The organism is Paraburkholderia phenazinium (assembly GCF_900142845.1).
Classification (GTDB): domain Bacteria; phylum Pseudomonadota; class Gammaproteobacteria; order Burkholderiales; family Burkholderiaceae; genus Paraburkholderia; species Paraburkholderia phenazinium_A.
Genome location: NZ_FSRU01000002.1, coordinates 1,622,294 through 1,646,701, shown reverse-complemented (window position 1 = coordinate 1,646,701; position 24,408 = coordinate 1,622,294). Strand labels below are relative to the sequence as shown.

The window sequence follows — 24,408 nt, the reverse complement described above, 5'->3', positions numbered from 1 at the left end:
CCGGCAGGACTCAATTTCGCCGCGGTTTGAGTGACGCTGCTGATATCGACGCCTTTTGGCACTATCGATCTCTATGAAAATATCTTCGTCCTCCGCCTGTTCCGCCGGAGATTGTGGATGAGATCAACGGCGCGGCGCCGAATTTCTCGCCGAGATAGTCCGGACCGCCCTGCCCGACGAACTCCGGCGAACCGCTATGCCTCGCGGCCAGAGCAGCGTTCGATGAACGCTGCGATCACCCGCGTAACCTCCGCCGGCCTTTCCAGGCTCGGCAGATGAGCGACGCCGGATATTTCGTGGTACGACCCATTCTGGACCGCAGCCGCAAGATAACGGCTTCGGTCCTGGGTGTTGGGAATATCGAGGTCGCCACACATCACCAGCGTGGGCACCGCGATCTCCCCTAAACGAGGGTAGGCGGATTCGGCATCGAGATTCGCCCCGGCCGGCGGCGACCTGAGCGCCACCCGGTTCATGTCGACGAACGTCTCGCGAGCCTCGCCCACGACGCGACCTTCCGGTTCCAGCGGGCCGTCCAGAGACAGACGGGTTCTGATCGCGAGCGCTCGATCGACATCACCGGTCTTTTCGGCTTCCATCAACTGCAGCCGCAGGCGCTCGACTTCCGGCGGGTAGATCGCCTCGGGCGCGCCGGTCACGTTGGGCGCGATGAGGACGAGGGCACGCACACGCGACGGATAGCGAAGAGCCGCGTCGAGCACGATTCCCCCGCCCTGTGAGCATCCAACGAGGATCGCGGGGATACCGTCCGCGGTGGCGTCGATCACCGCCATCAGATCCTCTACGGCGGAAAAATCCTCCGCTTCGGCGTGGGTCTCGCCAAAGCCGCGCCGGTCGTAGGCGATCGCCTTATGATTGGCACCGATGCCATCCAGTTGCGCGCGCCACATGCGGCGATCCGCAACGCGCGCATGCAGGAAGACGACCGGGTCGCCGCTACCGGCCACTTCCGCCGCCAGCACGGCGCGGCCCGAATGAATCCGAAACGGGGTGCTCATGGTTCATCCCAAGTGTTCGCGAAACCGTGAAAATTTCGCTTCGAAATGTTGAGCGCCGATGCGCCGGGCATTTCGTTCGCTGCCGCAGTGTTTCCTCTGCTTCGTTCCCGCACCTCATACCGTGCGACGGCATGGCTGAAGTGGCGCATCTTGCCATGAGCGTATCGCCTCGTCCAATTCCGAGGCCGCGCCCATGGTGGCGACGGCCGCTCGGTTAGAATCAAGCTGCTTTGGCGATCGGCGCCGCAGTGGTTGTGCCTGCAACCGTGTGCGGTCCCGGCTCGCATCCTCACACGACGCAAGAATCTGCTCCGGCGGCTCATATGGATCTGCTCAGTCGAGTCCTTTCCCTCATCCCCGTCAGCGGCCGTCTGGACGTGCGTTGTCATTTCGGCGCGCCGTGGGCGATCGTCCACGACAACGCGGCCGTGCGCGAGATTCCCTACCATGTGCTGCTATCGGGCCAGGCCGTGCTGGAGTATGGCGACGCGCCGGCCGAGCCACTGACGGCAGGCGACATCGTCCTGTTTCCAGCCGGAGGCGCACACCGGATTCACGACGGCAGCGGCCGCTTGCCGGTACCGCCGGTCGAACGGCAAGAGCTCGCGCTGACGATCGCGGAGAACGAAGGCTCGGGCGAGCATGCCGACATCCTGTGCGGCCGGTTTCTGATCGGCGCGGTGCCTGACAGGCTGCTGCGCGAGCATTTGCCCGGACGCCTCGTCGTGCGCAGCACCGGGAGCACCGGCGACACCTTGAACGGCACCAGCGAAGCTGCGGACGCGCCGGCCGGCACGCGGCTCGCGCGGCTGGTGGCGTTGATGCGCGAGGAGTCGGTCGATGAAGGGCCAGGCAGCGAGGCGCTGGTCAGCCATCTGTCGGCCGCATTGTTCGCCTTGACGTTGCGCTTTGCCAGCGGCGGCGCGCAACCGCCGCACGGCTTGCTGGCGCTCGCTGCACGGCCACGGCTGCAGCCCGCGGTCACGGCCATGTTCGATGCGCCGGAGAAACCGTGGACCCTTGACCAGTTCGCGAGGCTCTGCAATATGTCGCGCGCGACCTTCGTGCGACAGTTCCAGGACGTGATTGGACGCTCCGCAGCCGACATGCTCACCGATATTCGCATGACGCTCGCCGGTCGCAAACTGGTCGAGTCGAAGCTGGGCGTCGCCGAGATTGGCGAAACGGTGGGCTACCAGTCCAACGCGGCATTCCAGCGTATTTTCAAGCGGCTGATCGGCGTGACGCCGTCACGCTACCGAACCCTCGGCGGTCAACTCGAAGCGGTATGAAACGGCCATCGCTTATAAGGATTGAAGCATGAAGATCTGCATTTATGGCGCCGGTTCCATCGGCGGTTGGATGGGGGCGCGGCTTGCCCAGGCAGGCCACGACATCAGCGTGGTGGCGCGAGGCGCGACGCTGTCCGCGCTCAGGGCAAACGGCCTGCAACTCGTGGAGGGCGGCAAGACCCTCGCGGCGCAGGTCGCGGCCAGCGAGAACAGTGCGGAACTGGGCCCTCAGGACATCGTGATCGTCGCTGTGAAGGCGCCGGCCATGACCTCGGTGGCGGCCGGCATCGCCCCGTTGCTGACGCAGGACACCACGGTGATCACGGCGATGAACGGCATCCCGTGGTGGTTCTGCGACGGCCTCGGTGCCGGCTTTGCCGGCAAGCGCCTGACCTCGGTGGACCCGGACGGCGCCATCGCCGCGGCGATTCCCAGTGCGCAGACGGTCGGCTGCGTGGTTCACGCAAGCTGCCTGCAAGACGCGCCGGGTGTGATCCGGCATCACTTCGGCAACGGGCTCATCCTCGGCGAGGCATCGGGCCAGCCGAGCGAACGCGTCAATCGCCTGGTTCAGACGTTGGCGGCAGCCGGCTTCAACGCAACCGCTTCGGAGCAGATCCAGCGCGACGTCTGGTACAAGCTGTGGGGCAACATGACGATGAACCCGATCAGCGCGATCACGGGCGCCACCACCGACAAGATTCTCGGCGACGACCTGGTGCGCGGCTTCGTGACCAGCGCGATGCTGGAAGCGAAGGAGATCGGTGCGCGCTTCGGCATCACCATCGATCAGGCGCCGAGCGACCGGCATCAGGTGACGCTGAAATTAGGCGCGATGAAAACCTCCATGCTGCAGGACGTACAGGCCGGCAAGGCGGTTGAAATCGACGCGCTGGTGGGCGCCGTGCGCGAGCTGGGACAGATGACGCAGGTGCCCACGCCGTTCATCGACGCGTTGCTGGGTTTGAGCCGCTTGCACGCGCGCACCCTGGGTCTCTATTGAGGCTGGGCTGGGCCGTGCCGCGCCGCCATGACGCCAGAGCCGGCCGGCGCTCGGCCGTCCGGAATTTCTGGTAAGCAGTCGGCGCTTGAACCGCATATTCGTCCCTTCCGCGCCGGGTCGCGCTGGCTACACTCGCTGCAGATCAATCCGCTACCTGCAGTAGCGACCCACCCGGAAGGAAACCAACGTGATGCGTCTCAGTCGATGCGGTGCAATGTCGTCCAAGGCGGTGCGGCAACTCTTGCTGGTTGCGCTCCTGACCGTCGTATGCGGTCTGCAAGGATGCGCCACCTCGCTCGAAACCCTTGGGCTCGGCGTGGGCCTCGGGGCTCTCGGTGTAGCGGGCGGCGCCGTCTGCATGCTGGCTTGCCATTGAACCGCATGCCGGCATAGCGGGCTGCAACGCGGCACGGCCGGCGCCGTGTCGCGGGCGTCTTGCCGTGGCTTCGCTGCTGGCGTCCGCGACCAGCAGCGAACGCTCCAGCTTTGCTTAGAAGTCCGTACTCACCGAGAACCATGCCGTGCGCGGCGCGCCTTCGGTCAGATACCCGCCGAGCGCCGACGACCAGTACGCACGATTGGCGACGTTCGTCACCATCAGGCGCAGCGTGGTGTCGTGCCGGAACACCTGGGTCTTGTAGCGCGCGCCAAGGTCGAAGCGGGTCCACGAGGCAAGCGGCAAGGTGTTGGCCTCGTCGAGATACTGCTTGCCGGTATAGATTGCGCGCGCCATCAAGGTCACGCCCGGCACCTGGGGCAAGTCGTATTCGAGGTTCGCGTTGAAGGTCCACGCCGGCACGCCGATCGGCCGGTTGCCGTTGTAGGTGCCGCCATCGGTGTTCTGGAGCTGCGCGTCGATGTACGAGACGCCGCCGAGTACACGCAATCCCTTGATGGGCTCGCCATATGCCGATAGTTCGACGCCACGGTGCCGCTGGGTGCCGTCGGTGGCGTAGATCATCGTCGTGGCGTCGGTGTAGGCCACCGGCTGCTTGATTTCGTAGACCGCCAGCGCCGCGCCGTAATTCGTGGCGTCGTACTTGATCCCCGCTTCGATCTGCTTGGCGCGGTAGGGCGCCAGTACGGCGCCGGCGTTGAGCGCATCGCTCGGCGCCGTGCCGCCCTCGGTCAGGCTTTCGCTGCGATTGGCGTAGACCGAAAGGTTAGGCAGGATCTTGTAGACGGCGCCGAACACCGGTGTCGTCGCGGACTCGTTGTAGCTGCTGTCCTGAACGCCGGTGCCATACGCGTAGCCGTTCTCGAGGATGTTCTGATGACGCACGCCCACGGTGAACAGGAAGCGGTTGTCGAAGAAGCCGAGCGTGTCGGAGAGCGCCACGCTGCGCATCAGCGTGCTGCTCACGATGCCCGGCGCCGCGAAGTCGCCGCTCGTGAAATAGGTGGCGGGACGCGGAACCTGGACCGTGTTGTAGAGGCTGGTCGAGAACGAGCTGCCCAGGTCGTAGGCCGCGTCGGCCTGGATCCTGTTGACCAGCGCAGCGAGATTGATCGCATGGCTGACGGGGCCGGTCCACAACTGCCCACGTACGCCGACTTCCGCGGATTGCGCGTCTTCCTTGTACGGCACGCCCATCCGGTACGAAGTGGTTGCGCCGTCGGGGCCGTAGGTGGGTGAGGCGTAGTCGCCGTGTTCGTCGGTGTGACGCACGCCGCCCGATGCGTATACGGTCCAGTTGGGCGCGAAGTCGTATTCGGCGCGCACCATGCCGATGGTGTCTTCCATGTCGGAATACGACCACGACTGGCCGTAGTTATACGAGGCGGACGGCAGCGGCGGAATGATGCTGCTGGTGTCGTAGACCACCGGCCGGCCATCGGTGACGTGCTGCTTCTGATAGATGAAGTCGCCGTACAGGCGCAGTTTGCTGCCACGATAATCGAGCGACAGCGCGGTTTGCTGTGTGCTGCGATCTTCGTCCTGAATGCTGGTGCTGCCGCCTTCCACGGTCTGATTGACGCGGATGCCGAACTGGTCGTTGTCGCCGAAGCGGCGGCCCACGTCGATGTGCGTGCCGAGCTGGCCGGACGCGCTGCCTTCCACCGTCACGCGCGTGAGCGGCTTGTCGTCGGCGGTCTTGGTTTCCAGATTGATGTTGCCGCCGATCCCGGTGCCGCCTGGCGCCGCGCCGTTTTCGAAGGCGTTGGCGCCCTTGAAGATGTCGACCCGCTCGAGTGCGCCGGTGTCGACGAGCTGGCGCGGCGTCACGCCGTAAAGACCGTTGAGCGCCACGTCGTTCGCGTCGACCTCGAAGCCGCGAATAATATAGTTCTCCGAAAAGTTGCCGAAACCGTATGCGCTGCGGACCGCCGGATCGTTGGCGACCACGTCGGCAAGCGTATGCGCCTGCTGGTCTTCGATCAGTCTGGACGTGTAGCTCGTCATGGAGAACGGCAGGTCGATGATCTTTTGCTTGCCCAGCACACCCACCTGCGCACCCGTTGCAACCTGGCCGCCGGCGTAGGCCGGCGAGAGATCGCCGGGCAGGGCAGTTGCACTGGCGTTGACGGCAATCGTAGGCAATGCGCCTTCTTTAGCCGCCGCGGCCGTGCCACTGGCCGTGCTGGTGTTGGTACTGGTGCCGGTGGCGGCGCCGGCGGCCGTTGGCGAGCCGTCGGCGTAGGCGTTGACGGCGAGGCTGGCGAGCGGCAGGGCGATGAGAGGAAAGGCACGCCGCACGGCGGCGGCAAGAGGAGCGACGCGCTGTCTGGGAAAGCGCGCCAGGCGTGAGCTGGTCATCGTAGTTATGAAATCGGTCAAGGAGGTCTGAAAAACGCGTGAAGCGCCGTGCAAAAGCGGCCTTCGGGCGCATCCTCGCTAATCAACCCCGTGAACTGATGACAGCTAACGCCCGTTTGCCCGGACGTGAATCATACCTGTAAATGAGAATTGTTTGCGTTTGAAAATAAATTTTCAATTATTACAACCGGCTGCTGCGGCTGGCAGTGTGTGGCCGGCAACCCGATCGAGCCGGACGCAGAAACCGTTCCGCTTGACCGCGTTGCAGGTCAGGGAGGTGCCGTCGTCGTAGCGCGGCCAGCCGGCGCACGATGGGGCGACGCCGCGTCGCCAGCCAGCCACGCGGCGCATTGCGCCCGGCTTCAATTCGCGCTGTGTGCGCCGTTGTTCGCAACCAGCGCCGGCGTGGCCGCCACCAGAGCGAGTTCGTCGCTCGACCAGCCGCCGCCTAGCGCATGCAGAAGCTGCACGTTCGCGCTCAACTGGCGTGTCTGGATGTCGAGCACGCCGCGCTGGGCGTCGAGTTCCACGGTCTGCGCCTGCACCACGTCGAGGTAGCCCACGGTGCCTTGCTTGTATTGGCGCAGGGCGAGATCGACCGTGTACTGCGCCGAGGTGGCCGCATCGCGTTGCTCGCCGAGCGCGGTGCCGAGGTACGACAGCAGGGCGAGGTTGTCTTCGACCTGCTGGAACGCGGACAACACCACGCCGCGATAGCGCTCGCCGGCTTCCTCGGTGGCCGCCTTGGCGGCGTCGAGTTTCGCGCGACGGTAGCCGCCGTCGAAGACGTACTGCACGAGTTGCGGACCGATTGCCCAGAACGCGTTAGGCGCGCTTACCAGGCCGGCGTACGCGGCGCTCTGCACGCCCCCTTGCAGACCTAGCGTGATGTCCGGGAAGTAAGCCGCACGCGCCACGCCGATCTGCGCGTTGGCCTCCGCGACGCGGCGCTCGGCTGCGGCGACATCGGGACGGCGCTGCAAGAGCGTGGAGGGCACCCCGGTGGGAATCGCCGGCAACGCGATGGCGGCAGTCTGTTGCGGCAGACTGAATTCCGAGGCCGACGCACCCACCAGAACGGCGATCGCATGTTCGAGCAGCGCCCGCTGCGCAAGGTTCTGCGACAGTTGCGATTTCGCCGAGGAGAGCTGCGTTTGCGCGCGCGAGACATCGAGGCCGGACACGATGCCGCTGTTGTGCAGCGTCTGCGTGAGCTGCAGCGCTTTTGCGTAGGCCACTTCCGTCTCGCTCAACAGCGCCGTCTGCTGGTCGAGGCCGCGCAACTGGATATAGCTGTCCGCGAGTTCCACCTGCAGGCTCAACTGCACGGAAGCCAGATCGGCCTTGGTCGCCTGCGCCTCGTCCTTGCCGGCCACCACGGAGTCGCGCACGCGGCCCCAGAGGTCGAGGTCGTATTTGACGGAGGCGCCGAGCGTGATGGAGTTGTAGTCGGCCGGTCCGTTGCCGCGCAACGGCGCGGTATTGGACTGGCGCTCGCGCAGCGGTACGGCGCTCGCGCTGATGGTCGGATACAGTCCCGACTCCACCTGCGCGACGAATGCCTGGGCCTCCTGATAATGCGCGTAGGCCGCGCGCAGATCGGTGTTGTGGGCGAGCAGTTGCGTCTCGAGATCGTCGAGCTGGGTGTCGCCGTACATTTTCCACCAGCCGTTGCGGTCGATCTGGTCGGCGGGCTGCGCGCTGGTCCACGGGCCCAGCGTTTTGTATTGCGCGGCGACCGGCGTCGCCGGCACCCGATAGTCCGGTGCGAGCGAGCAGGCGGAGAGTGCGGCGACGCCCGCGAGCAGCGCCGGAAGTCCGTACTTAACCATGTGCCGCTGCCTTCTTGTCGGTCGCCGTCGCAACCTGCACGCGGTCGCCGTCGACGAGCCCGTCGGGCGGGGTATCGATCACGCGATCGGTGGCGGCCAGCCCCGCGCCGATCTCTACCGAGTCGCCGAGGTCGCGGTCGATCTTCACATGCTTGAAATGCACCAGGTCGTTCGCATCCAATGTGGCGACCTGGACGCCGCGGCTATCGAACACGAGCGCGCTGGCCGGCACCCGGATCGCATTGGCCGCGACGGGCAGGGTGAACTTCAGGCTGGCAAAGCCGCCGGGCAGCAGCTTGCCGTCGGCATTGTCGACCAGCAATTGCACGAGCGTCGTACCCGAGCTCGAATTGACCGAATCCGCCGCGGCCACCACGCGCGCGGTGAATTGCTGATCGGGATACTCGGGCACGCTGAGCGTGGCGGTGGTGCCGTCGTGGATCGCCGGCGAGTAGTTCTGCGGCACCTGCACGTAGACGCGCAACTGCTTGACCTCGGACACTTCGAACAGCTCCTGGCCGACGCCGCCGCTGCCCGCGTTCACCAGCGCGCCGACGTCGGTATCGCGGGCCGTCACCACGCCATCGAAGGGCGCCACGATGTGTGCGAAGGCCTTGGTGGCCACCAGACGCTCGACATTGGCCTTCGCCGCTGCCGCAGTCGCGGCGCGCGCGGTGTAGTCGGCGGTGCGTTGGTCGACATCCTGCTGGGCGACGGAATCGCTGCCGCGCAACGCTTCCCAACGTTTTGCGGTGGTCCCCGCCACCAGCGCATTGGCCTCTGCACTTTGCTGATCGGCGCGGGCCTGCACCAGTTGCTGGTCGAGCTCGGGCGTGTCGATTTCGGCGAGCACCTGGCCTGCCTTGACGCGCGCGCCGATATCGACGTTCCACGTCTTCAGATAGCCGCTGACCTGCGCGAAAATCGGCGCCCGCGTATAGGCTTCGAGGCGTCCCGGCAGTTGCAGCGACGGACCGTTGGCATCGTGGATGGGCTGGATCAGATTGACGGTCTGCACCGCCTGGGCATCGGTCCAGGTCTTCAGCTTGCGGGCGTCTTCCGCGCGCAGCGTGAGGCCCGCGGCGACGATGCCGAGCACGACCAGCAGGCCGACAATGCCCGCGATCCTGAGCGGACGGCGCGATGGCGGGTTAGCGGGGAAAGTGGATTCAGACGACATGTGCAGGACCTCCCGAGACGGCTGCCGGGGTAGCCGCGCGCCCGGGGCGCGCGTGGACGATACAGAAAATGACGGGGACGAGGAACAGCGAAGCGGTGGTGGCGAACAGCAGGCCGCCGATCACGGCACGGCCGAGCGGCGCGTTCTGCTCACCGCCTTCGCCGAGCGCGAGCGCCATCGGCGCCATGCCGATGATCATCGACAGCGCGGTCATCAGAACCGGACGGAAGCGCGTAAAGCCCGCTTCGAGCGCAGCCTTGAACGGGTCGCCGTGTACGGCGAGACGCTCGCGGCAGAAGCTGACCACCAGAATCGAGTTGGCCGTGGCCACCCCCATGCACATGATCGCGCCGGTCAGCGCGGGCACCGAGAGGGTGGTGTGAGTGGCGAACAGCATCCAGACAATGCCCGCCAACGCCGCCGGCAAGGCCGTCACGATCACGAACGGATCGGCCCACGACTGGAAGTTGACCACGATCAAAAGATAGATCAGCACCACGGCGCCAAGCAGTCCGAACAACATGCCGGAGAAGGCGCTGTTCATGGTCTGTACCTGACCCAGCAGCGCGACGGTCGAGCCCTTGGGCAACGCGTGGGCGTTCTCGTGGACGATGCGCTGGATATCGGAGGCCACCGCGCCGAGATCGCGGTCCTGGGTGGTCGCGAAGATCTCGACCATCGGCTGGATGTTGTACTGGCTGACCACCTCGTTGGTGCTGGTGCGCTCCACCGTCGCAAGGCCGCCGAGGATCTGCGCGGCGCCGCCGCCGCTTGCGGTGATCGGCAGGTTTTGCAGCGCCGGGAGCGAATCGAGGCTGTATTGCGGCGTCTGCATCACGATCGGATACGACACGCCGTTCGCGTTGTTCAGCCAGAACGTGGGCGCCACCTGGCTCGAGCCCGCGAGGTTGACCACCATGCTGTTGGTGACGTCGCGCTCGGTGATGCCCACCAGTTGCGCGCGGGTCCGGTCGACGTCGACATTGAAGGTGGGATTGGCATGCGACTGCGCGATCCGCGCATCGACCACGCCCGGCACATCGCGCACCTCGCGCAGGATACGGTCGGCGTAGGTGTAGTTGGCGTCGAGGTTGTTGCCGCGGATCTGCAGATCGATCGGCGCGGGCGAACCGAAGTTCAGGATCTGGCTGATGATGTCGGCGGGCGGGAACGAGAACGTCACGCCGGGGAATTCGCGCGGCAGGCGTTCACGCATCTCGCGCACATACTCGGCGGTCGGATGATGGCCCTCGTTCAGCGCAATCTGGATGTCGCCGTCCTGCGAGCCGACCGTGCCGGTGTTGTTGTACGCGGTGTTGATGCCGCTCACCGGCAGGCCCATGTTGTCGACCACGGTACCCAGTTCGTCCGGCGGAATGATTTCGCGGATCGCCCCTTCCACATTCGCAAAGATCTGCGCGGTCTTCTCGACCCGAACCCCAACCGGCGCGCGCACGTGCATCAGGATCTGGCCGGCATCGACCGCAGGAAAGAAGTTGCGGCCCAGGAACGGCACCAGCGCGAACGAAATGAGGACGAAGCTGAGGAAGCCGATCACGAACGGCCGCCGGTGCGTCAGCGCCAGTTCGAGCAAACCGTGGTATCCCGCGCGCACTTTTTCGAAGCGCGCTTCGAAGCCGCGCTGGAAACGCCCAAGCGGGCCCGGGCTTTTCGACTCGTGCTCATGATCGCCGGGTACGTGCTGTTTCAGCAGGTACTTGGCCATGGTCGGCACGAGGGTTCTCGACAGGATGAACGACGAGATCATCGCGAAGATCACCGCTTCGGCCATCGGCACGAACAGGAAGCGCGCGACGCCGTTCAGGAAGAACATCGGCACGAACACGATGCAGATACACAGCAGCGAAACGAAGGCCGGTGTGACGATCTGCGCGGCGCCGTCGAGAATTGCCGTCTCCACCTCCTTGCCGTGCTCGAGGTGCCAGTTGATGTTTTCGATCGTGACCGTTGCGTCGTCAACCAGAATCCCCACCGCCAGCGCGAGGCCGCCGAGCGTCATGATGTTCAGCGTCTCGCCGAGCGCGGACAGCGTGGCAATGGAGCCGAGAATGGCGAGCGGGATCGAGGTGGCGATGATGATGGTCGAGCGCCAGCTACCGAGGAACAGCAGGATCATCAGGCTCGTCAGCACGGCTGCGATCACGCCTTCACGCGCCACGCCGGTGATGGCCGCGCGCACGAACAGCGACTGGTCGCCAATCGGATCGATCTGCAGATTGTCGGGCCACGAGGCTTTCGCCGCGGCGATCTGATCCTTGATGCCGGAGATGATCCCGAGCGTGGAGACCGAACCGTTCTTCAGCACCGACATCAGCACCGAACGCTTGCCGTTTACGTGCACGATATTGGTCTGCGGCGGACTGCCGTCGCGCACGTTGGCAATGTCGCGGATATAGACGGTGGTGCCGTTGGCCGCCTTGATCGGCAGATCGCCGAGCGCCTTGATCTGCGACGGGGCGTCGTTCAGTTGCAGCGTGTATTCGTAGTCGCCGATCTTTTCCGTGCCCACCGGCGTGATCAGGTTCTGGCCGGCGAGCGCGTTGGCGACGTCCTGGGCGGACAGGCCGCGCGCCTGCATGGCGACCGGGTCCACGTCGATCTGCACCTGGCGTGTCTTGCCGCCGAACGGGTAGGGAATCGCCGCGCCGGCGACGGTTACCAGAACCGGACGGACCGCATTCAAGCCCAGGTCGCCGAGATTCTGTTCGGTCAGCCCCTTGCCGGATAGCGCCAACTGGATGATCGGCACCGTCGACGCGTTGTAGTTCAGGATCAGCGGCGGGGTCGTGCCGGGCGGCAACTGCCGCAACTGGGTTTGCGCAACTGCCGTCACCTGGGCGTTCGCCGTGCTGATGTTCACGCCAGGCTGGAAGAAGATCTTGATGATCCCGAAGCCCGCGACCGATTCCGCCTCGATATGCTCGACGTCGTTGACCGTGGTGGTGAGCGTGCGTTCGAACGGCGAGGTGATGCGGCCGACCATCTGGTCCGGCGGCAGGCCGGTGTATTGCCACACCACGCTGATCACCGGAATCCTGATATCCGGGAAAATGTCGGTAGGCGTCTTCATCGCGGACAACGGCCCGATGATGAGGATGAAGATCGCCAGCACGACGAAAGTATAGGGACGCCGGAGGGCGATACGGACTAGGCCGAGCATGTGGTTTCCAGGGCTTGGAGGAAGACGTCGTTGCGCTGGTGCAGGCGTGGAGCGCGTCCGTAGCCTGAGCCAAGGCAAAATGTACACAAAGCCTGGAATTGCTGCTGACGGGAAAATAAAGTCCCGCGTACGGCAAGGTCTTCACCAGGCTTTCAAAGCATGCAGATGGTCAGCGCCGATTAGCGGCGAGATCACGGCGACGCAGCGTAACGGGCCATACCGCGCCTTAAAAGAGACCTTTCGCACAATACTGTTGTGTGAAAAACAGGGGGATTTAAAACGGCAACCGGATGAGCGCGATAAAAGCGGATTGGCTTGCGAAACGCTTGTCATGGTGCGGACATTCGTTTCGCTTTACGCATGACAATCTACCGCGAAACGAGGGTTATCGCAGAGCGCTTAAGTATCTAGAATCAGCGCGTCGCTCTTCAGGAATTCATTGGCCGCCAATGGACGGCCGCCCCTGGTCGCGACGACATGACACTGCATGCAGTGCGCCCCGGACGCGAGAGGTCCAGGGTGTGCGATGCGGTGCTGCCGCAAGGCAGATGTCTCCGAGAAGCATTTTTTGCCCGCCCATCGAGGCGGGCGTTTTTCTTGGCAGAACCAGGTGTTTGCAAGCTCCATGAAAAATGCCGTTCGGCTTTTGACCGGACGGCATGTCCTTGCTCGCAGCATTCGATAACGCTGCGCTGCAGGGATGCGCTTAGAACGTGTGACGGATACCGGCGGTCACGGCGACCTGGCTGTTAGTGGCCGATGCCGCCGACAGGCCGTTGATCATCGCGCCGATCGAAGCGCCATCTTCGGTCACGTGCTGATATTCGCCTTGCAGATAGACTTCAGTGCGCTTGGACAGCAGATACGCGGCCTGAAGATTGACCTGATTCCACTTCGGGTTGGCGCCATCGAGACTGGCGTCGGTGTACGTATAGGCGCCGGCCAGGCTGATGGCCGGAGTGATGAAGTAATGCCCGTTCACTTCATAGTTGTTGAAGCGGGCGCTGCCGCCATCCAGCGCAATACCGCCGCTGACGCCGGCCTGACTCGCGGAAATCCCGAAGGCCTGGTTCAGCAGGGTCTGCGTAAACACGAAGCCTGCCGTGGCCGGGCCGAACACATATTTGACGCCGGCGCCCCAGGTGCGCTGGCGTCCCGCGAAGAAGGTGGCGTCGCCGTCGAGTGCGCCGTTGGTGTTCGTGACGGCCACCGAAGTGACGTCGCTGTTCAGTTGCAGGTAGCCGGCCGCAACGGTCAGGCCGCTGTAGTTATACGAGGCGCCGAAGCTATACGCGCGGTTGTTCGCGAAGGCGCCCGCTTCGTTCGAGAAGCCATACAACGCGCCGAACTTGAAGCCGTTGTAGTTGGCGCTCTGGAACTTGACCGAGTTGTCGACGCGGAAATCGTTGTCGAGGTTGTCGTTGTCGAACGGATGCGCGAAGAACGTGCCGCCGTATTGCGTACCGGTCAGCGCCAGCGGACCGAGATAATCGACCACGCTGTCGTACTGGCGGCCCAACGTCACCGCGCCATACTGGTCGCCGGACAGGCCGACAAACGCCTGGCGGCCGAACAGACGGCTGTCCTGACGCAGTGCGCCGTTGGTGACGTTAAAGCCGTTTTCCAGGGTGAAGATGGCGTTCAGACCACCGCCCAGGTCCTCCGATCCACGCAGACCCCAGCGGCTCGTATTGATCGCGCCGTCGGTTTCCTGCCAGTTGCTGTGGCCCGCCTGGTTGCTGGTGTAGGTAATGCCCGCGTCGATCAAGCCATACAGCGTCACGCTGCTTTGAGCGTGCGCAGCAGTAGCAAAAGCGCCCGTCAGGGCAGCTAACATTACGGTCTTTTTCATGTCTTTGCTCCGGGAACAATGGTGCATTGTTTATAGGTAGAGCCCTCGTTGGAACAACGGTTTTCAGGGCACGTGCAGTGTAAATAGACGCCTGCGAAGCGAATCCGCGATTTTTCGCAATACTGATTTTGTGGGTCAGAAACGATGCGTGCGGAGCACACGGCAAAGCCTTGATGGAGAAGCAAGCGGTGGCATGCGCAGGGCGCGCGTGAACATGCGGACGAGGTCCTTGACCGCTGCGTGTGGCCGGATTGTGACGTCGAATGATGCGCAAAAACAACGCGAAGCCATACGCAACCATGCGTGCGTTCTTCTGACGATTCGTCGTGCACGGCCTGCTTCGGGGATTTCGTGTATATTGCATTTTTACGATTAAAAGTGCAAAGTAATACGATGGAAAATCTCTCGACCTTTCCCCTGGCTCCCGAGGCCCGCTTGAGTATCGGTGGCGCGTCCTACCGGTTTGTGGATCTGCCGGCGCTGTTCGGCGCGCAACTGCGGTCTCTGCCCGTCGTGTTGCGGCTGCTGCTCGAGAACGTGATCCGCAACGCCGAGGGGAGCGAGCGGGACAGTGCCGTGCAGGCCATCTTTGCGTGGCTCGCGCACGGCACGAGCGAGGCGGAGATCGCCTTTCATCCGGGCCGGGTGCTGATGCACGACACCACCAGTACGCCGGCGCTCGTCGACGTGGCCGCCATGCGCGACGCGCTGGCGGAAGCGGGTGTCGATCCGGCTGCGCTGAATCCGGTCCTGCCGGTGGACGTATCCGTCGACCATTCGCTCGCAGTCGAGCACTTCGCCCGCGCGGATGCGGCAACGCACAACCTGCAGCTCGAACTGCGCCGCAACGAGGAGCGCTACCGCTTTCTGCGCTGGGCGTCGCGAGCGCTCACGGGCGTGCGGATTCATCCGCCCGGCACGGGCATCATGCACACCATCAACCTCGAACAACTCGCGAGCGTCGTGTCGACCGAAAGCCGGGACGGCGACAGGTGGGCGGTGCCCGATACGCTGATTGGAACCGACAGCCATACGCCCATGATCAACGGCATCGGCGTACTCGGTTGGGGCGTGGGCGGACTCGAAGCGCAGACGGTGATGTTCGGCCTGCCCGTCATGCAGCGCATACCCGACGTAGTGGGCGTGCGCTTGACCAGCGCCCTTCCGGCGGGAACATGCGCCACCGATCTGGCCTTGACGGTGACGCAACGCCTGCGTCAGATCGGCGTCTCGGGAGAGTTCGTCGAGTTCTTCGGACCCGGCGTCGCGAGCCTGAGTGCGGGCGAGCGAGCGGTGGTCGCCAACATGGCGCCGGAATACGGCGCAACAACGGGCTACTTCCCGGTCGACGAACACACCCTGGCCTATCTTCACGCGACGCATCGCGAGGCGGCCGCGATCAAGCTTGTCGAGACGTACACGAAAAGCACCGGCCTATGGTTCGACCCGGAGGCAGAGCCGCGCTACACACGCGTGCTCGACATCGATCTGGCTGCGATCGGCATGCACGTCGCCGGGCCGCGCCGGCCGCAAGACCTGCTGAGCTATGCCGACACCGCAACGGCACTCGCCGCGCTCGCTTTCACGCCGGCACATGGGCCCGCTGCGATGCCGAAGCATCCGGTCGCAATTGCGGCCATCACGAGTTGCACGAATACGTCGGATCCCGCGCTCCTGATCGCAGCGGGTCTCGTGGCGCGCAAGGCGCACCGCCTTGGGCTGAAGACGCCGGCCTGGGTCAAGACCTCGCTCGCGCCCGGTTCGCCCGCTGCAGCTGCGTATCTGGAGCGGGCCGGGCTGATCGAAGATCTGGCGGCGCTTGGTTTCGACATCGTCGGTTACGGGTGCACGACGTGCATCGGTAACTCGGGTCCGCTGACCGAACCCATTCGGAATGCGCTTGCCGCAGGCTCGATTCATCCGGTCGCCGTGTTGTCCGGCAACCGCAATTTTGCCGGACGCATTCATCCCGACCTCGATCTCGGCTTCATCATGTCACCGCCGCTGGTGATCGCCTTCGCGCTCGCGGGTAACGCGCAAGTGGACCTGAGCCGCGAACCGGTGCAAATTGCGGCGGACGGCACGCCGGTCCATCTGCGGGATTTGTGGCCGAGCCGCGCGGAGATTGCAGCAGTCCTCACCATCGCAGCGGAGCCGGACGACTATCCGCGTGCATTCGCGCTCGCCAGTCGGAATCCGGTCTGGCATGGTTTGATTGCACCGGATAGCCAGCGCTTTCCGTGGGACCCGAAGTCGACTGCCTTGCGCCGGCCGCCGTTCGCTGCCGTCACGGAGGCGAGCCAGCTTGGCTGTTACCGGGCCTACCCGCTGCTGGTGCTGGGAGACGACATCACCACGGACCATATCTCGCCCGCGAGTGCGATTCCGCGAGACAGCCTGGTGGCCGATTATCTGGTGGAGCGCGGCGACGACCGCAACGACCTGAATGTGTTTGCGTCCCGGCGCGGCAACTGGGAAGTGATGGTACGAGCAGCGTTCCACAGCAAAACGCTGGTCAATCTGCTGAAGCCCGACGTGCCGGTCGCCCACACGCTGCACGTGCCGAGTGGGGACGTGCTGCCGATTTTTGCAGCGGCCGAACGCTACCGGCAGCAGGGCGAGGCCCTTGTGCTGATCGCGGGCGAACGCTACGGCACGGGGTCCTCGCGCGACTGGGCGGCCAAAGGACAACGTCTGCTTGGCATTCGCGCGGTGCTGGCGGTCAGCTTCGAACGCATTCACCGCTCCAACCTGATCGGGATGGGGATTCTGCCGCTGCGCCTGCCGTCGGGCGTGAATCCCGCGACCCTGATGATCCAGCCGGGCGATACGGTTGAAGTGGATGCGCAAGCCGACGCGCTCGCACCGCGCTGTGCAGTGGCGATTCGCGTTCGGCGCAGCAGTGGCAGAATCGAAGCATTCGAAGCCAGCGCCGCCATCGAAACGCAACTGGAGGTGCAGTTGCTGCGCGCCGGCGGCGTGATTCCTTCCATCCTGCGCAACACGATCGCCAGGCAAGCCCGTTGATGCCACGGTCTCCTAACGACCTCACGCTCATGAACCACGATAGATCCATTGCGAGCAAGATTGTCGAATTGATCCAGGCGGACGGCATGGAGGTGGGCAGTCATCTGCCCGCCCAGATGCTGGCCGACCGGCTGCGCGTGTCGCGCTCGCCGGTCAACGAAGCGCTTTCGCTTCTGCACGAAAAGGGCGTACTGAGCCGCGAGCGCAACCGCGGCTTTTTTCTGGCCCGGCCGGTCGAAGCCCCGCTTTCGGATGTGGTCGACGCATTGGGCCTCGCGCAAGCCGACGTAGTGACGAGCGTCTACTTCCGGATCGCGGACGATCTGCTCAAAGGCGCTCTGCCGCAGGCATTTTCAGAGCAGATGATCCGCACGCGCTACGGCCTGACCAACGCGCAACTGGCCGCCGTACTCGGCCGCATTGCCCAGGAGGGCTGGGCCGAACGCAAGCCGGGCTATGGCTGGGAATTCTCGACCATGCTGACCACGCCCGACAGTCTGCTGCAATCGTATCGCCTGCGGCTCGCGCTGGAGCCGGCGGCGTTGCTGGAACCGGGCTTTCGCCTCGAGCCCAGCGTGCTCGCGCGCTGCCGCGCGGCGGAGCAGCACCTGCTCGATGGCGGCATTCAGACCGATACGGCCGATCAGTTGCACGAGCGCGGCGTGCGGTTTCACGAGTCGCTGGTCGAAGCCTCCGGCAACCCGTTTTTTATCGACACGATCAAACGGGTGAACCGCGTCCGCCGTTTACTCTCGTACCGCTCCATGCAGGATCGGCAACGCTATACGAAGCATTGCAAGCAGCATCTCCAGATACTGAACCTGCTTGAGAAAGAGCGCAACGAAGAGGCCGCCGAAGCCTTGCGCGCCCACCTGAAACATACGCTCGATGCGCTTTCGCGGATCGCCGGCATCCTTAAACCCTAGCTTGAACCACAACGGCGGCGCATCCCATGGCGCGGCCTGGAGACTCGACGATGACCCTCACGCCTTCCATTCGCGCTGCCTTTACGCCCACCGGCAAGCTCAGGGCGTCGATCAACCTCGGCAATCCGATCCTCGCGAACAAGGACGCCGCCACGGGGCAGCCGTTCGGCGTCTCGATCGACCTCGCCAACGAATTCGGCCGGCAACTGGGCGCCGACGTGGAACTGGTCGTGTTCGACACCGCGGGTAAATCGGTGGAGGCGGTCGCGGACGAGCGGGCCGACATCGGCTTCTTCGCCATCGACCCCGCGCGCGGCGCGAGCATTGCGTTCACCGCGCCCTATGTGCTGATCGAAGGCTACTACCTGGTGCGCAACGCCTCCGCGATTCGCCGCAACGCGGAGGTCGACACGGCGGCTCACCGCGTCGCGGTGGGCAAGGGCAGCGCCTACGACCTGTTTCTCACGCGCGAACTGCGCCACGCGCACATCGTGCGTGCGCCCAGTTCGCCCGCCGTCGTGCAGACCTTCCTCGCAGAGGGGCTGGAGGTGGCGGCCGGCGTGAAGCAGCAGCTTGAGGCGGACGCCGCGCTTCACCCCGGTTTGCGTCTGCTGGACGAGCGCTTCATGGTGATTCAGCAGGCCATGGGGACGCCCCGCAGCCGGGGCGAGGCCGCCGCGCAGTATTTGCGGGAGTTTGTCGAGGAGAGGAAGTCGTCGGGGTTCGTCGCGGCGGCGCTGGCTCGCCACGCCATTCAAGGGGCGCTGGTGGCGCCTGCGGGGTGAGCGCCAGGGGGCAGGCGAGCGGTGGGCGATCTAAAAAGCAGATCACGATATTTTGTCGTGACTTCCTTGGCCGGCGTGGCTTGCTTAGGATCGCTCCGAGAGGTCGATATTCCGAAACTCCAACAGATCGATACCCCAAGCACGGAGACCCGATGTTCCCGCCCCAGCCTTTAACGCGAACGTGCGTGCCGAATACGCCGCCGCTCAGCCTCGACCTCATGCCAGTCCACTCAGGGCGGATCTTCGCGGAGTACCGTTTGTGATCGATCGCGGGATGCGTTTCTGCCGTTGTCTGCTCCAGAGCGCCGCGTTAGGGATGGCGTGTGCCGCGGCGTCTGCCGCCTTTGCGTCTGCGTCGTCCATTGAACCTGCGTCGGGCCAGGCGGCGGCACGCGAGATCCGCGTGGCCGAGGGCGAGGACACGCCCACCTCGATGCCCGGCAACGTGGCGCGCAACACCGCCACGGACAACATTCTCGGCAATGTCGTCGAATCGCTGGTCGCGCTGCGCGCCGATCTGAGCGTGGGACCGATGCTCGCGGACAGTTGGGACATTACGCCGGACGGCAAGACCTACACGTTTCATCTGCGCCATGGCGTGCTGTTTCATAACGGCGCGCCCGTGACCTCCGCCGAAGTCAAATGGAGCTTCCAGTATCTGATGAAGCGCAGTTCGGGCTTCGAGTGCCGCAGCGTGTTCGACGGCAATCGCGGCGTGAAGGTGCTGGCCGTGCGCACGCCCGATCCGTACACGGTCGTATTCGAACTGGACCGTCCGTACGCGCTCTTTCTCAAACAGATGGTCGATCCGCGCTGCCCGCTGGCGGTGCTGCATCCGTCCAGCGTGGACAGCGCGGGCCAATGGCTGAAGCCGGTGGCTACCGGTCCGTTTGTATTCGCCGACTGGAAGCGCGGCCAGTACGTGCTGCTCAAGCCGTTCCCGCAATACTGCCCGCGTACCGAGCCGCCGAGCGGCCTCGCCGGCGCCAAGGTGGCGCACGCGGACGTGCGCTTCGTGGTGATCCCCGACGAAGCCGCGCAGAAATCCGCGCTGGCGGCCGGCCAGATCGACGCCATGACGATCAGCGAAAACAGTCTGCTGCCGCCCGATCCGCGCTGGCATCTGGTCGACGGTCCGAGCGCCGATCCGGCCGTGCTGCTGATGCAAACCCGCGACCCGTTGCTCTCGGACGTGCACATGCGCCGCGCGATTGCTCTCGCGCTCGATCTGCCCGGCATCGTCAACGCGGTGACGGATGGTCACGCGCGCTACAACCCGTCGCTCGTGCCCGATGCCAACGAACTGTTCTCGCCCGTCGACGCAAGCGGCTATACGCAGAACCTGCCCGAGGTGAAGCGTCTGCTCGCGCAGGCCGGTTATCACGGTCAGACGCTGAAGCTCGAAACCAGCCGCCGCTTCGAGCATATGTACACGCTGGCGGTCTACGTGCAATCGCTCCTGACGAAGGCCGGCATTCGCACGGAACTGGACATCGTCGAATGGGGCAAGCAGGTGAGCGATTTCCGCGCGGGGCGCTTTCAGATGATGTCGTTCGGCTATTCGGCGCGGATCGACCCTGCGCTGATGTTCGGCGACGTCCTCGGCGACAAGTCGAAAACGCCGATGGCGCAGTGGGAGAACCCGGCTGCACTCGACCTGCTGCACAGCCTGCAGGGCGTGACCGACGACGCGACCCGCAAGCACACCTTCGAGCGCCTGCATCAGATGATGCTCGCCGACACGCCGCTGCTCGGCATGTACTACACGCCCGATCTGCTTCTGGTCAGCAGCCGGCTGCACGGTTTGACGTCGTGGCCGATGCGCCGCATCCGCCTGTTTAACGTGAGCAAGGACTAGAGAACGCGATGCTTTCCTACATGATCAAACGCATCGCGATGGCGGTGCCGACTGTGCTGATCGTGACCCTGCTCGTCTTCGGCATGATGCGCGCGATTCCGGGCGACCCGGCCTCGTTGATGCTCGGCGACGTTAACGATCCGGCGCTGCTCGCGCAACTGCGTCATCAGTTCGGGCTCGATCGTTCGGTACCCGAACAGTTCGTGCTGTGGGTGACGCACCTGGCGCATGGCGACCTCGGCATGTCGATCGCGCGTCATCAGCCGGTGGCGGAGCTGATCCGCACTACGTTCCCGGTCACCGCCGAAATCGTGCTGTCGGCGACGCTGTTCGCAAGCCTGATCGCGATTCCGGCGGGTCTGTTTGCGGCGTGGTCGCAGAATCGTCGCGCCGATCCGGCGATTGTGTTTACCAGCATCCTGCTGGTCTCGCTGCCGAGCTTCTGGGTCGGCATTCTGCTGATGTGGGTCTTCGGCGTGAAGCTGCAATGGTTGCCGACCTTCGGCTTCGAAACCTTCAGCGAGGCCGGATGGGGCACCGTGCGCTATCTGGTGCTGCCGGTGCTTGCGGTCGCGCTCGGTGAGATCGCCGTGCTCACGCGCATGATGCGCGCGAGCAGTCTCGAGGTGCTGCGGCTCGAATACATTTCGCACGCCCGCGCGAAAGGACTCTCGGAGCCGCGCGTGTTGCTGCGCCATGCGCTGCCGAATGCCTTCGGTCCGGCGTTGACCGTGGTCGGCCTGATCCTCGGGCACCTGCTGGCCGGCGGCGCTGTCATCGAAACGGTGTTTACGCTGCCCGGCATGGGGCGCCTGCTGGTCGAGAGCATCTATGCGCGCGACTATCCGGTGGTGCAGGCCTGCCTGCTGGTGATTGCGCTGCTGTACGTCCTCGTCAATCTCGTCGTCGACCTGCTGTATCCGGTCTTCGATCCGCGCATGAAACTCTAGATGAAACTGCTTTCCTTCAAACGGCTCAATCTGAAGCTCGGCATCGTGCTGGTCGGCTTGCTGGTGGCGACGGCCCTGATCGGCCTCGTCTATACGCCCTATGACCCGACCGACGTCGATCTGGTGACGCGCTACGCGGCGCCGAGCCTCCAGCATTGGCTCGGCACCGACGAGTTCGGACGCGATGTGCTGTCGCGCATCATGGCCGGCGCGTCGGTGAGTCTGACCGTAAGCATCGGCTCGGTGTTTTTTGCGCTTGCGCTCGGTACTGCACTGGGTACGGTGTCGGGTTATATCGGCGGCTGGCTGGACCGTGTGGTGCTCGTGCTGGTCGATGCCCTGATGGCCTTTCCGGGTTTGCTGCTGGCGCTGGGCATCATGACCGTGCTCGGCCCGTCGAAGTGGTCCGTGGTGCTGGCGCTGGGTCTCGCGTACACGCCGTCGGTGACGCGGCTCGCGCGCGGCGGCACGCTGTCGCTGCGCAGCCGCGATTTTGTCGTCGCCTCGCAGGCGATGGGCAATGGCGGCGTGTGGACGCTGTTCCGGCATGTGCTGCCGAACAGTCTCGCGCCGCTGCTGATTTTCTCGACCTCGCTGTTCGGCTCCGCACTGCTCGCCGAAAGCGCGCTGAGCTTTCTCGGGCTCGGCGTGCCGCCGCCCGCGCCGACCTGGGGCGGCATGCTCGCCGATAGCCGCAACGCCATCGACCGCGCCATCTGGCTGGCGATTTTCCCCGGCATGTCGATTTCCCTCGCGCTGCTCGGCATCAACATGCTCGGCGATGCGGTGCGCGATCTGCTCGATCCGCGCATGAACGGAGGGGCCAAATGATGACGCGTCACTCTGTGATTATGACTTCCTCTGCGAGTGCTCAGGCGCATACGTCTGGTCCAGCCGTTAGTCAAACTAAACAACCACTGCTGAGCGTACGCGACCTGACGCTCGGATTCCGCACGCCCGACGGCGGCGCAAAGCCGGTCGTGCAACGGGTCAGCTTCGACCTCGATGCGGGACAGTCGCTGGCGGTGGTCGGCGAATCGGGCAGCGGCAAGACCCTGATCGGCAAAACGCTGCTCGGCTTGTTGCCGGATGCGGCGCAGATCATGGGCGGCAGCGTGAGGTTTGCGGGCCAGCCGTTGCTCGAACAGACGCCGGCCCAGTGGCGAACCACGCGGGGTATCGGCATCGGCATGGTGTTTCAGGAACCGATGGTGTCGCTGAATCCGGCGTTCCGGATCGGCGAGCAGTTGACCGAAGCGCTCGTGCGCCGCCGCGGCGTGCCGCGCGCGCAAGCCTGGGCGCAGGCCGTTGCGATGCTCGAACGGGTGCGCGTGCGCGATCCGCAGGGCTGCATGAAGCGCTATCCGCATGAGTTTTCGGGCGGGATGCGTCAACGTATCATGCTCGCGGCCGTGATGCTGTTGCGGCCCAAACTGTTGATCGCCGACGAACCGACTACTGCGCTCGACTGCGTGGTCCAGAAGGAAGTGCTCGATCTGATGACGGAGCTCACTCGCGAAGAGGGCACCGCGCTGATCTTTATTAGCCACAATCTGGCGCTGGTGGCCGCGTACACCGAGCAGGTGCTGGTGATGCGTGCGGGTGTGGCCGTCGAAACTGGTCCCGCCGCGCAGGTGCTGTCGCGGCCGTCGCATGACTACACGCTGGCGTTGCTCGACGCCTTGCCGCGGCGCTTGCCTGCCGTCTCGCCTGAAGCGCCTGAAGCGTCCGACGCATCGGCTGCATCCGCTGCGCCGCTTCCTGCACCTGTTCTCGAAGTGCGTGACGTCGTCATCGACTATCAGGCCGCGCGCAGCGGCATGGCGGCCTGGTTTGGCGGCAAGCGCAGCGTGCGCGCGGTGCATCGCACCTCGTTCAGCTTGCGGGCCGGCGAGACGCTGGCGATTGTCGGCGAGTCGGGTAGCGGCAAGACGAGTCTGACGAAGGTCGTGCTCGGCCTCGTCGAGCCCGCCGAGGGCGATGTGCTGCTCAACGGCGAGCGCTTTCTCGGTACCGGTGCGAAGCAGTTGCAGGCTGCGCGCCGTGCGATCCAGATCGTCTTCCAGGATCCGTATTCCTCGCTCGATCCGCGCATGCGGGTCGGCGCGCTGGTGGCCGAAGGACTGCGCGCGGACCGCGCGCTGAGTGCCGCGCAACGTACCGAGCGGGTGAGCACCGCACTGGCCGACGTCGGGCTGGCCGATCACGCGCGGCGCTTCGTCCACGAGTTGTCCGGCGGTCAGCGCCAGCGCGTGGCCATTGCGAGAGCGTTGGCAAGCCGCCCGGCCGTGATCATCGCCGACGAACCCGTTTCGGCGCTCGACGTGACGGTCCAGAAGCAGGTGCTCGACATGCTGGTGTCGTTGCAGGCGCGCTACGGTTTCGCCTGTCTGCTGATTTCGCATGACCTCGGCGTGGTCGAGCAGATCGCGGACCGGGTGCTGGTGATGCTGCGCGGACATGTGGTGGAGGAGGGCACACGTGACGCCGTCTTCGACGATCCGTGCCACCCGTATACACGTCGTTTGCTGCAGGCGGTCCCGGAGTTGCGCGGCAATCGTGTGGACGGCTTCAAGGTGCTGTCGCGCGAAGTGCCTGCGCAACGATTGGGCGATGCGGCGTATTTCAATCCGGACCATGCCCAGCAGGATGCGCAGCAAGGCGGGCAACCGGCGGTGCCGCATCTGGCCGAGGTCGTTCAAGGTGCGGCGGGGCATCGCGTTGCCTTGCAGGCCGGAGCCTGAG

The 24,408-nt window shown here is 64.8% G+C and carries 16 protein-coding genes; 10 read left to right on the top strand and 6 right to left on the bottom strand.

Annotation, left to right across the window (positions count from 1 at the left end; genetic code table 11):
* Positions 1-194: 194 nt before the first annotated feature.
* The gene (locus BUS12_RS24320) at positions 195-1,019 is read right to left on the bottom strand and encodes an alpha/beta fold hydrolase (protein WP_074300005.1); all 825 of its coding nucleotides are present in this window, start codon (positions 1,017-1,019) and stop codon (positions 195-197) included.
* A gap of 323 nt (positions 1,020-1,342) precedes the next feature.
* Here BUS12_RS24320 and BUS12_RS24315 point away from each other — a divergent pair, with 323 nt between their 5' ends.
* The 3 genes from BUS12_RS24315 to BUS12_RS24305 all read left to right on the top strand — a co-directional run bounded on the left by BUS12_RS24315 (position 1,343) and on the right by BUS12_RS24305 (position 3,690).
* Positions 1,343-2,311: an AraC family transcriptional regulator gene (locus tag BUS12_RS24315; protein ID WP_074300004.1), complete on the top strand. Its 969-nt coding sequence runs from the start codon at positions 1,343-1,345 to the stop codon at positions 2,309-2,311.
* 28 nt (positions 2,312-2,339) lie between these two features.
* The gene (locus BUS12_RS24310; RefSeq protein ID WP_074300003.1) at positions 2,340-3,314 is read left to right on the top strand and encodes a 2-dehydropantoate 2-reductase; all 975 of its coding nucleotides are present in this window, start codon (positions 2,340-2,342) and stop codon (positions 3,312-3,314) included.
* A 214-nt stretch (positions 3,315-3,528) separates the two neighbouring features.
* Positions 3,529-3,690, top strand: coding sequence for a hypothetical protein (locus BUS12_RS24305; protein WP_253190202.1), 162 nt, complete (start codon positions 3,529-3,531; stop codon positions 3,688-3,690).
* Between the two features lie 114 nt (positions 3,691-3,804).
* Here BUS12_RS24305 and BUS12_RS24300 read toward each other — a convergent pair whose 3' ends face one another.
* The 5 genes from BUS12_RS24300 to BUS12_RS24280 all read right to left on the bottom strand — a co-directional run bounded on the left by BUS12_RS24300 (position 3,805) and on the right by BUS12_RS24280 (position 14,117).
* Positions 3,805-6,072: a TonB-dependent receptor gene (locus BUS12_RS24300; RefSeq protein ID WP_074300001.1), complete on the bottom strand. Its 2,268-nt coding sequence runs from the start codon at positions 6,070-6,072 to the stop codon at positions 3,805-3,807.
* 362 nt (positions 6,073-6,434) lie between these two features.
* On the bottom strand, positions 6,435-7,904 hold the full coding sequence (locus BUS12_RS24295; protein WP_074300000.1) for an efflux transporter outer membrane subunit: 1,470 nt from the start codon (positions 7,902-7,904) through the stop codon (positions 6,435-6,437).
* Positions 7,897-9,084, bottom strand: a complete 1,188-nt coding sequence (locus BUS12_RS24290; RefSeq protein WP_074299999.1) for an efflux RND transporter periplasmic adaptor subunit — start codon at positions 9,082-9,084, stop codon at positions 7,897-7,899. Before BUS12_RS24290 ends, BUS12_RS24295 begins: the two co-directional genes overlap by 8 nt.
* Positions 9,074-12,265, bottom strand: a complete 3,192-nt coding sequence (locus tag BUS12_RS24285) for an efflux RND transporter permease subunit (protein WP_074299998.1) — start codon at positions 12,263-12,265, stop codon at positions 9,074-9,076. The genes BUS12_RS24290 and BUS12_RS24285 overlap by 11 nt, the downstream gene beginning before the upstream one ends.
* A 706-nt stretch (positions 12,266-12,971) precedes the next feature.
* Complete coding sequence (locus tag BUS12_RS24280) at positions 12,972-14,117, bottom strand: porin (RefSeq protein WP_074299997.1); 1,146 nt, start codon at positions 14,115-14,117, stop codon at positions 12,972-12,974.
* Positions 14,118-14,510: 393 nt separating this feature from the next.
* Between BUS12_RS24280 and acnA the strand changes: the two genes are divergently transcribed.
* The 7 genes from acnA (at position 14,511) to BUS12_RS24245 (ending at position 24,407) form a co-directional block, all read left to right on the top strand.
* A complete protein-coding gene (acnA, locus tag BUS12_RS24275; RefSeq protein WP_074299996.1) occupies positions 14,511-17,144 on the top strand; it encodes an aconitate hydratase AcnA in 2,634 nt (877 codons plus the stop codon).
* Positions 17,145-17,173: 29 nt separating this feature from the next.
* Positions 17,174-18,070 carry a GntR family transcriptional regulator gene (locus BUS12_RS24270; protein WP_074299995.1) on the top strand — a complete coding sequence of 299 codons (897 nt, stop codon included), beginning with the start codon at positions 17,174-17,176 and terminating at the stop codon, positions 18,068-18,070.
* 50 nt (positions 18,071-18,120) lie between these two features.
* Positions 18,121-18,855 carry an ABC transporter substrate-binding protein gene (locus BUS12_RS24265; RefSeq protein WP_074299994.1) on the top strand — a complete coding sequence of 245 codons (735 nt, stop codon included), beginning with the start codon at positions 18,121-18,123 and terminating at the stop codon, positions 18,853-18,855.
* A 259-nt stretch (positions 18,856-19,114) separates the two neighbouring features.
* Entirely contained in the window at positions 19,115-20,713 is a 1,599-nt protein-coding gene (locus BUS12_RS24260; protein WP_083640593.1) for an ABC transporter substrate-binding protein, read from the top strand.
* A gap of 8 nt (positions 20,714-20,721) precedes the next feature.
* The gene (locus BUS12_RS24255; protein ID WP_074299992.1) at positions 20,722-21,663 is read left to right on the top strand and encodes an ABC transporter permease; all 942 of its coding nucleotides are present in this window, start codon (positions 20,722-20,724) and stop codon (positions 21,661-21,663) included.
* A complete protein-coding gene (locus BUS12_RS24250; protein WP_074299991.1) occupies positions 21,664-22,494 on the top strand; it encodes an ABC transporter permease in 831 nt (276 codons plus the stop codon).
* Entirely contained in the window at positions 22,491-24,407 is a 1,917-nt protein-coding gene (locus BUS12_RS24245) for a dipeptide ABC transporter ATP-binding protein (RefSeq protein WP_253190201.1), read from the top strand. The genes BUS12_RS24250 and BUS12_RS24245 overlap by 4 nt, the downstream gene beginning before the upstream one ends.
* The last annotated feature ends 1 nt before the right edge of the window (position 24,408 follow it).

Coding starts and splice junctions, on each gene's coding strand:
- BUS12_RS24320 (WP_074300005.1), bottom strand. CDS start 1,019: ATGAGCACCCCGTTTCGGATTCATTCGGGCCGCGCCGTGCTGGCGGCG.
- BUS12_RS24315 (WP_074300004.1), top strand. CDS start 1,343: ATGGATCTGCTCAGTCGAGTCCTTTCCCTCATCCCCGTCAGCGGCCGT.
- BUS12_RS24310 (WP_074300003.1), top strand. CDS start 2,340: ATGAAGATCTGCATTTATGGCGCCGGTTCCATCGGCGGTTGGATGGGG.
- BUS12_RS24305 (WP_253190202.1), top strand. CDS start 3,529: ATGTCGTCCAAGGCGGTGCGGCAACTCTTGCTGGTTGCGCTCCTGACC.
- BUS12_RS24300 (WP_074300001.1), bottom strand. CDS start 6,072: ATGACCAGCTCACGCCTGGCGCGCTTTCCCAGACAGCGCGTCGCTCCT.
- BUS12_RS24295 (WP_074300000.1), bottom strand. CDS start 7,904: ATGGTTAAGTACGGACTTCCGGCGCTGCTCGCGGGCGTCGCCGCACTC.
- BUS12_RS24290 (WP_074299999.1), bottom strand. CDS start 9,084: ATGTCGTCTGAATCCACTTTCCCCGCTAACCCGCCATCGCGCCGTCCG.
- BUS12_RS24285 (WP_074299998.1), bottom strand. CDS start 12,265: ATGCTCGGCCTAGTCCGTATCGCCCTCCGGCGTCCCTATACTTTCGTC.
- BUS12_RS24280 (WP_074299997.1), bottom strand. CDS start 14,117: ATGAAAAAGACCGTAATGTTAGCTGCCCTGACGGGCGCTTTTGCTACT.
- acnA (WP_074299996.1), top strand. CDS start 14,511: ATGGAAAATCTCTCGACCTTTCCCCTGGCTCCCGAGGCCCGCTTGAGT.
- BUS12_RS24270 (WP_074299995.1), top strand. CDS start 17,174: ATGAACCACGATAGATCCATTGCGAGCAAGATTGTCGAATTGATCCAG.
- BUS12_RS24265 (WP_074299994.1), top strand. CDS start 18,121: ATGACCCTCACGCCTTCCATTCGCGCTGCCTTTACGCCCACCGGCAAG.
- BUS12_RS24255 (WP_074299992.1), top strand. CDS start 20,722: ATGCTTTCCTACATGATCAAACGCATCGCGATGGCGGTGCCGACTGTG.
- BUS12_RS24250 (WP_074299991.1), top strand. CDS start 21,664: ATGAAACTGCTTTCCTTCAAACGGCTCAATCTGAAGCTCGGCATCGTG.
- BUS12_RS24245 (WP_253190201.1), top strand. CDS start 22,491: ATGATGACGCGTCACTCTGTGATTATGACTTCCTCTGCGAGTGCTCAG.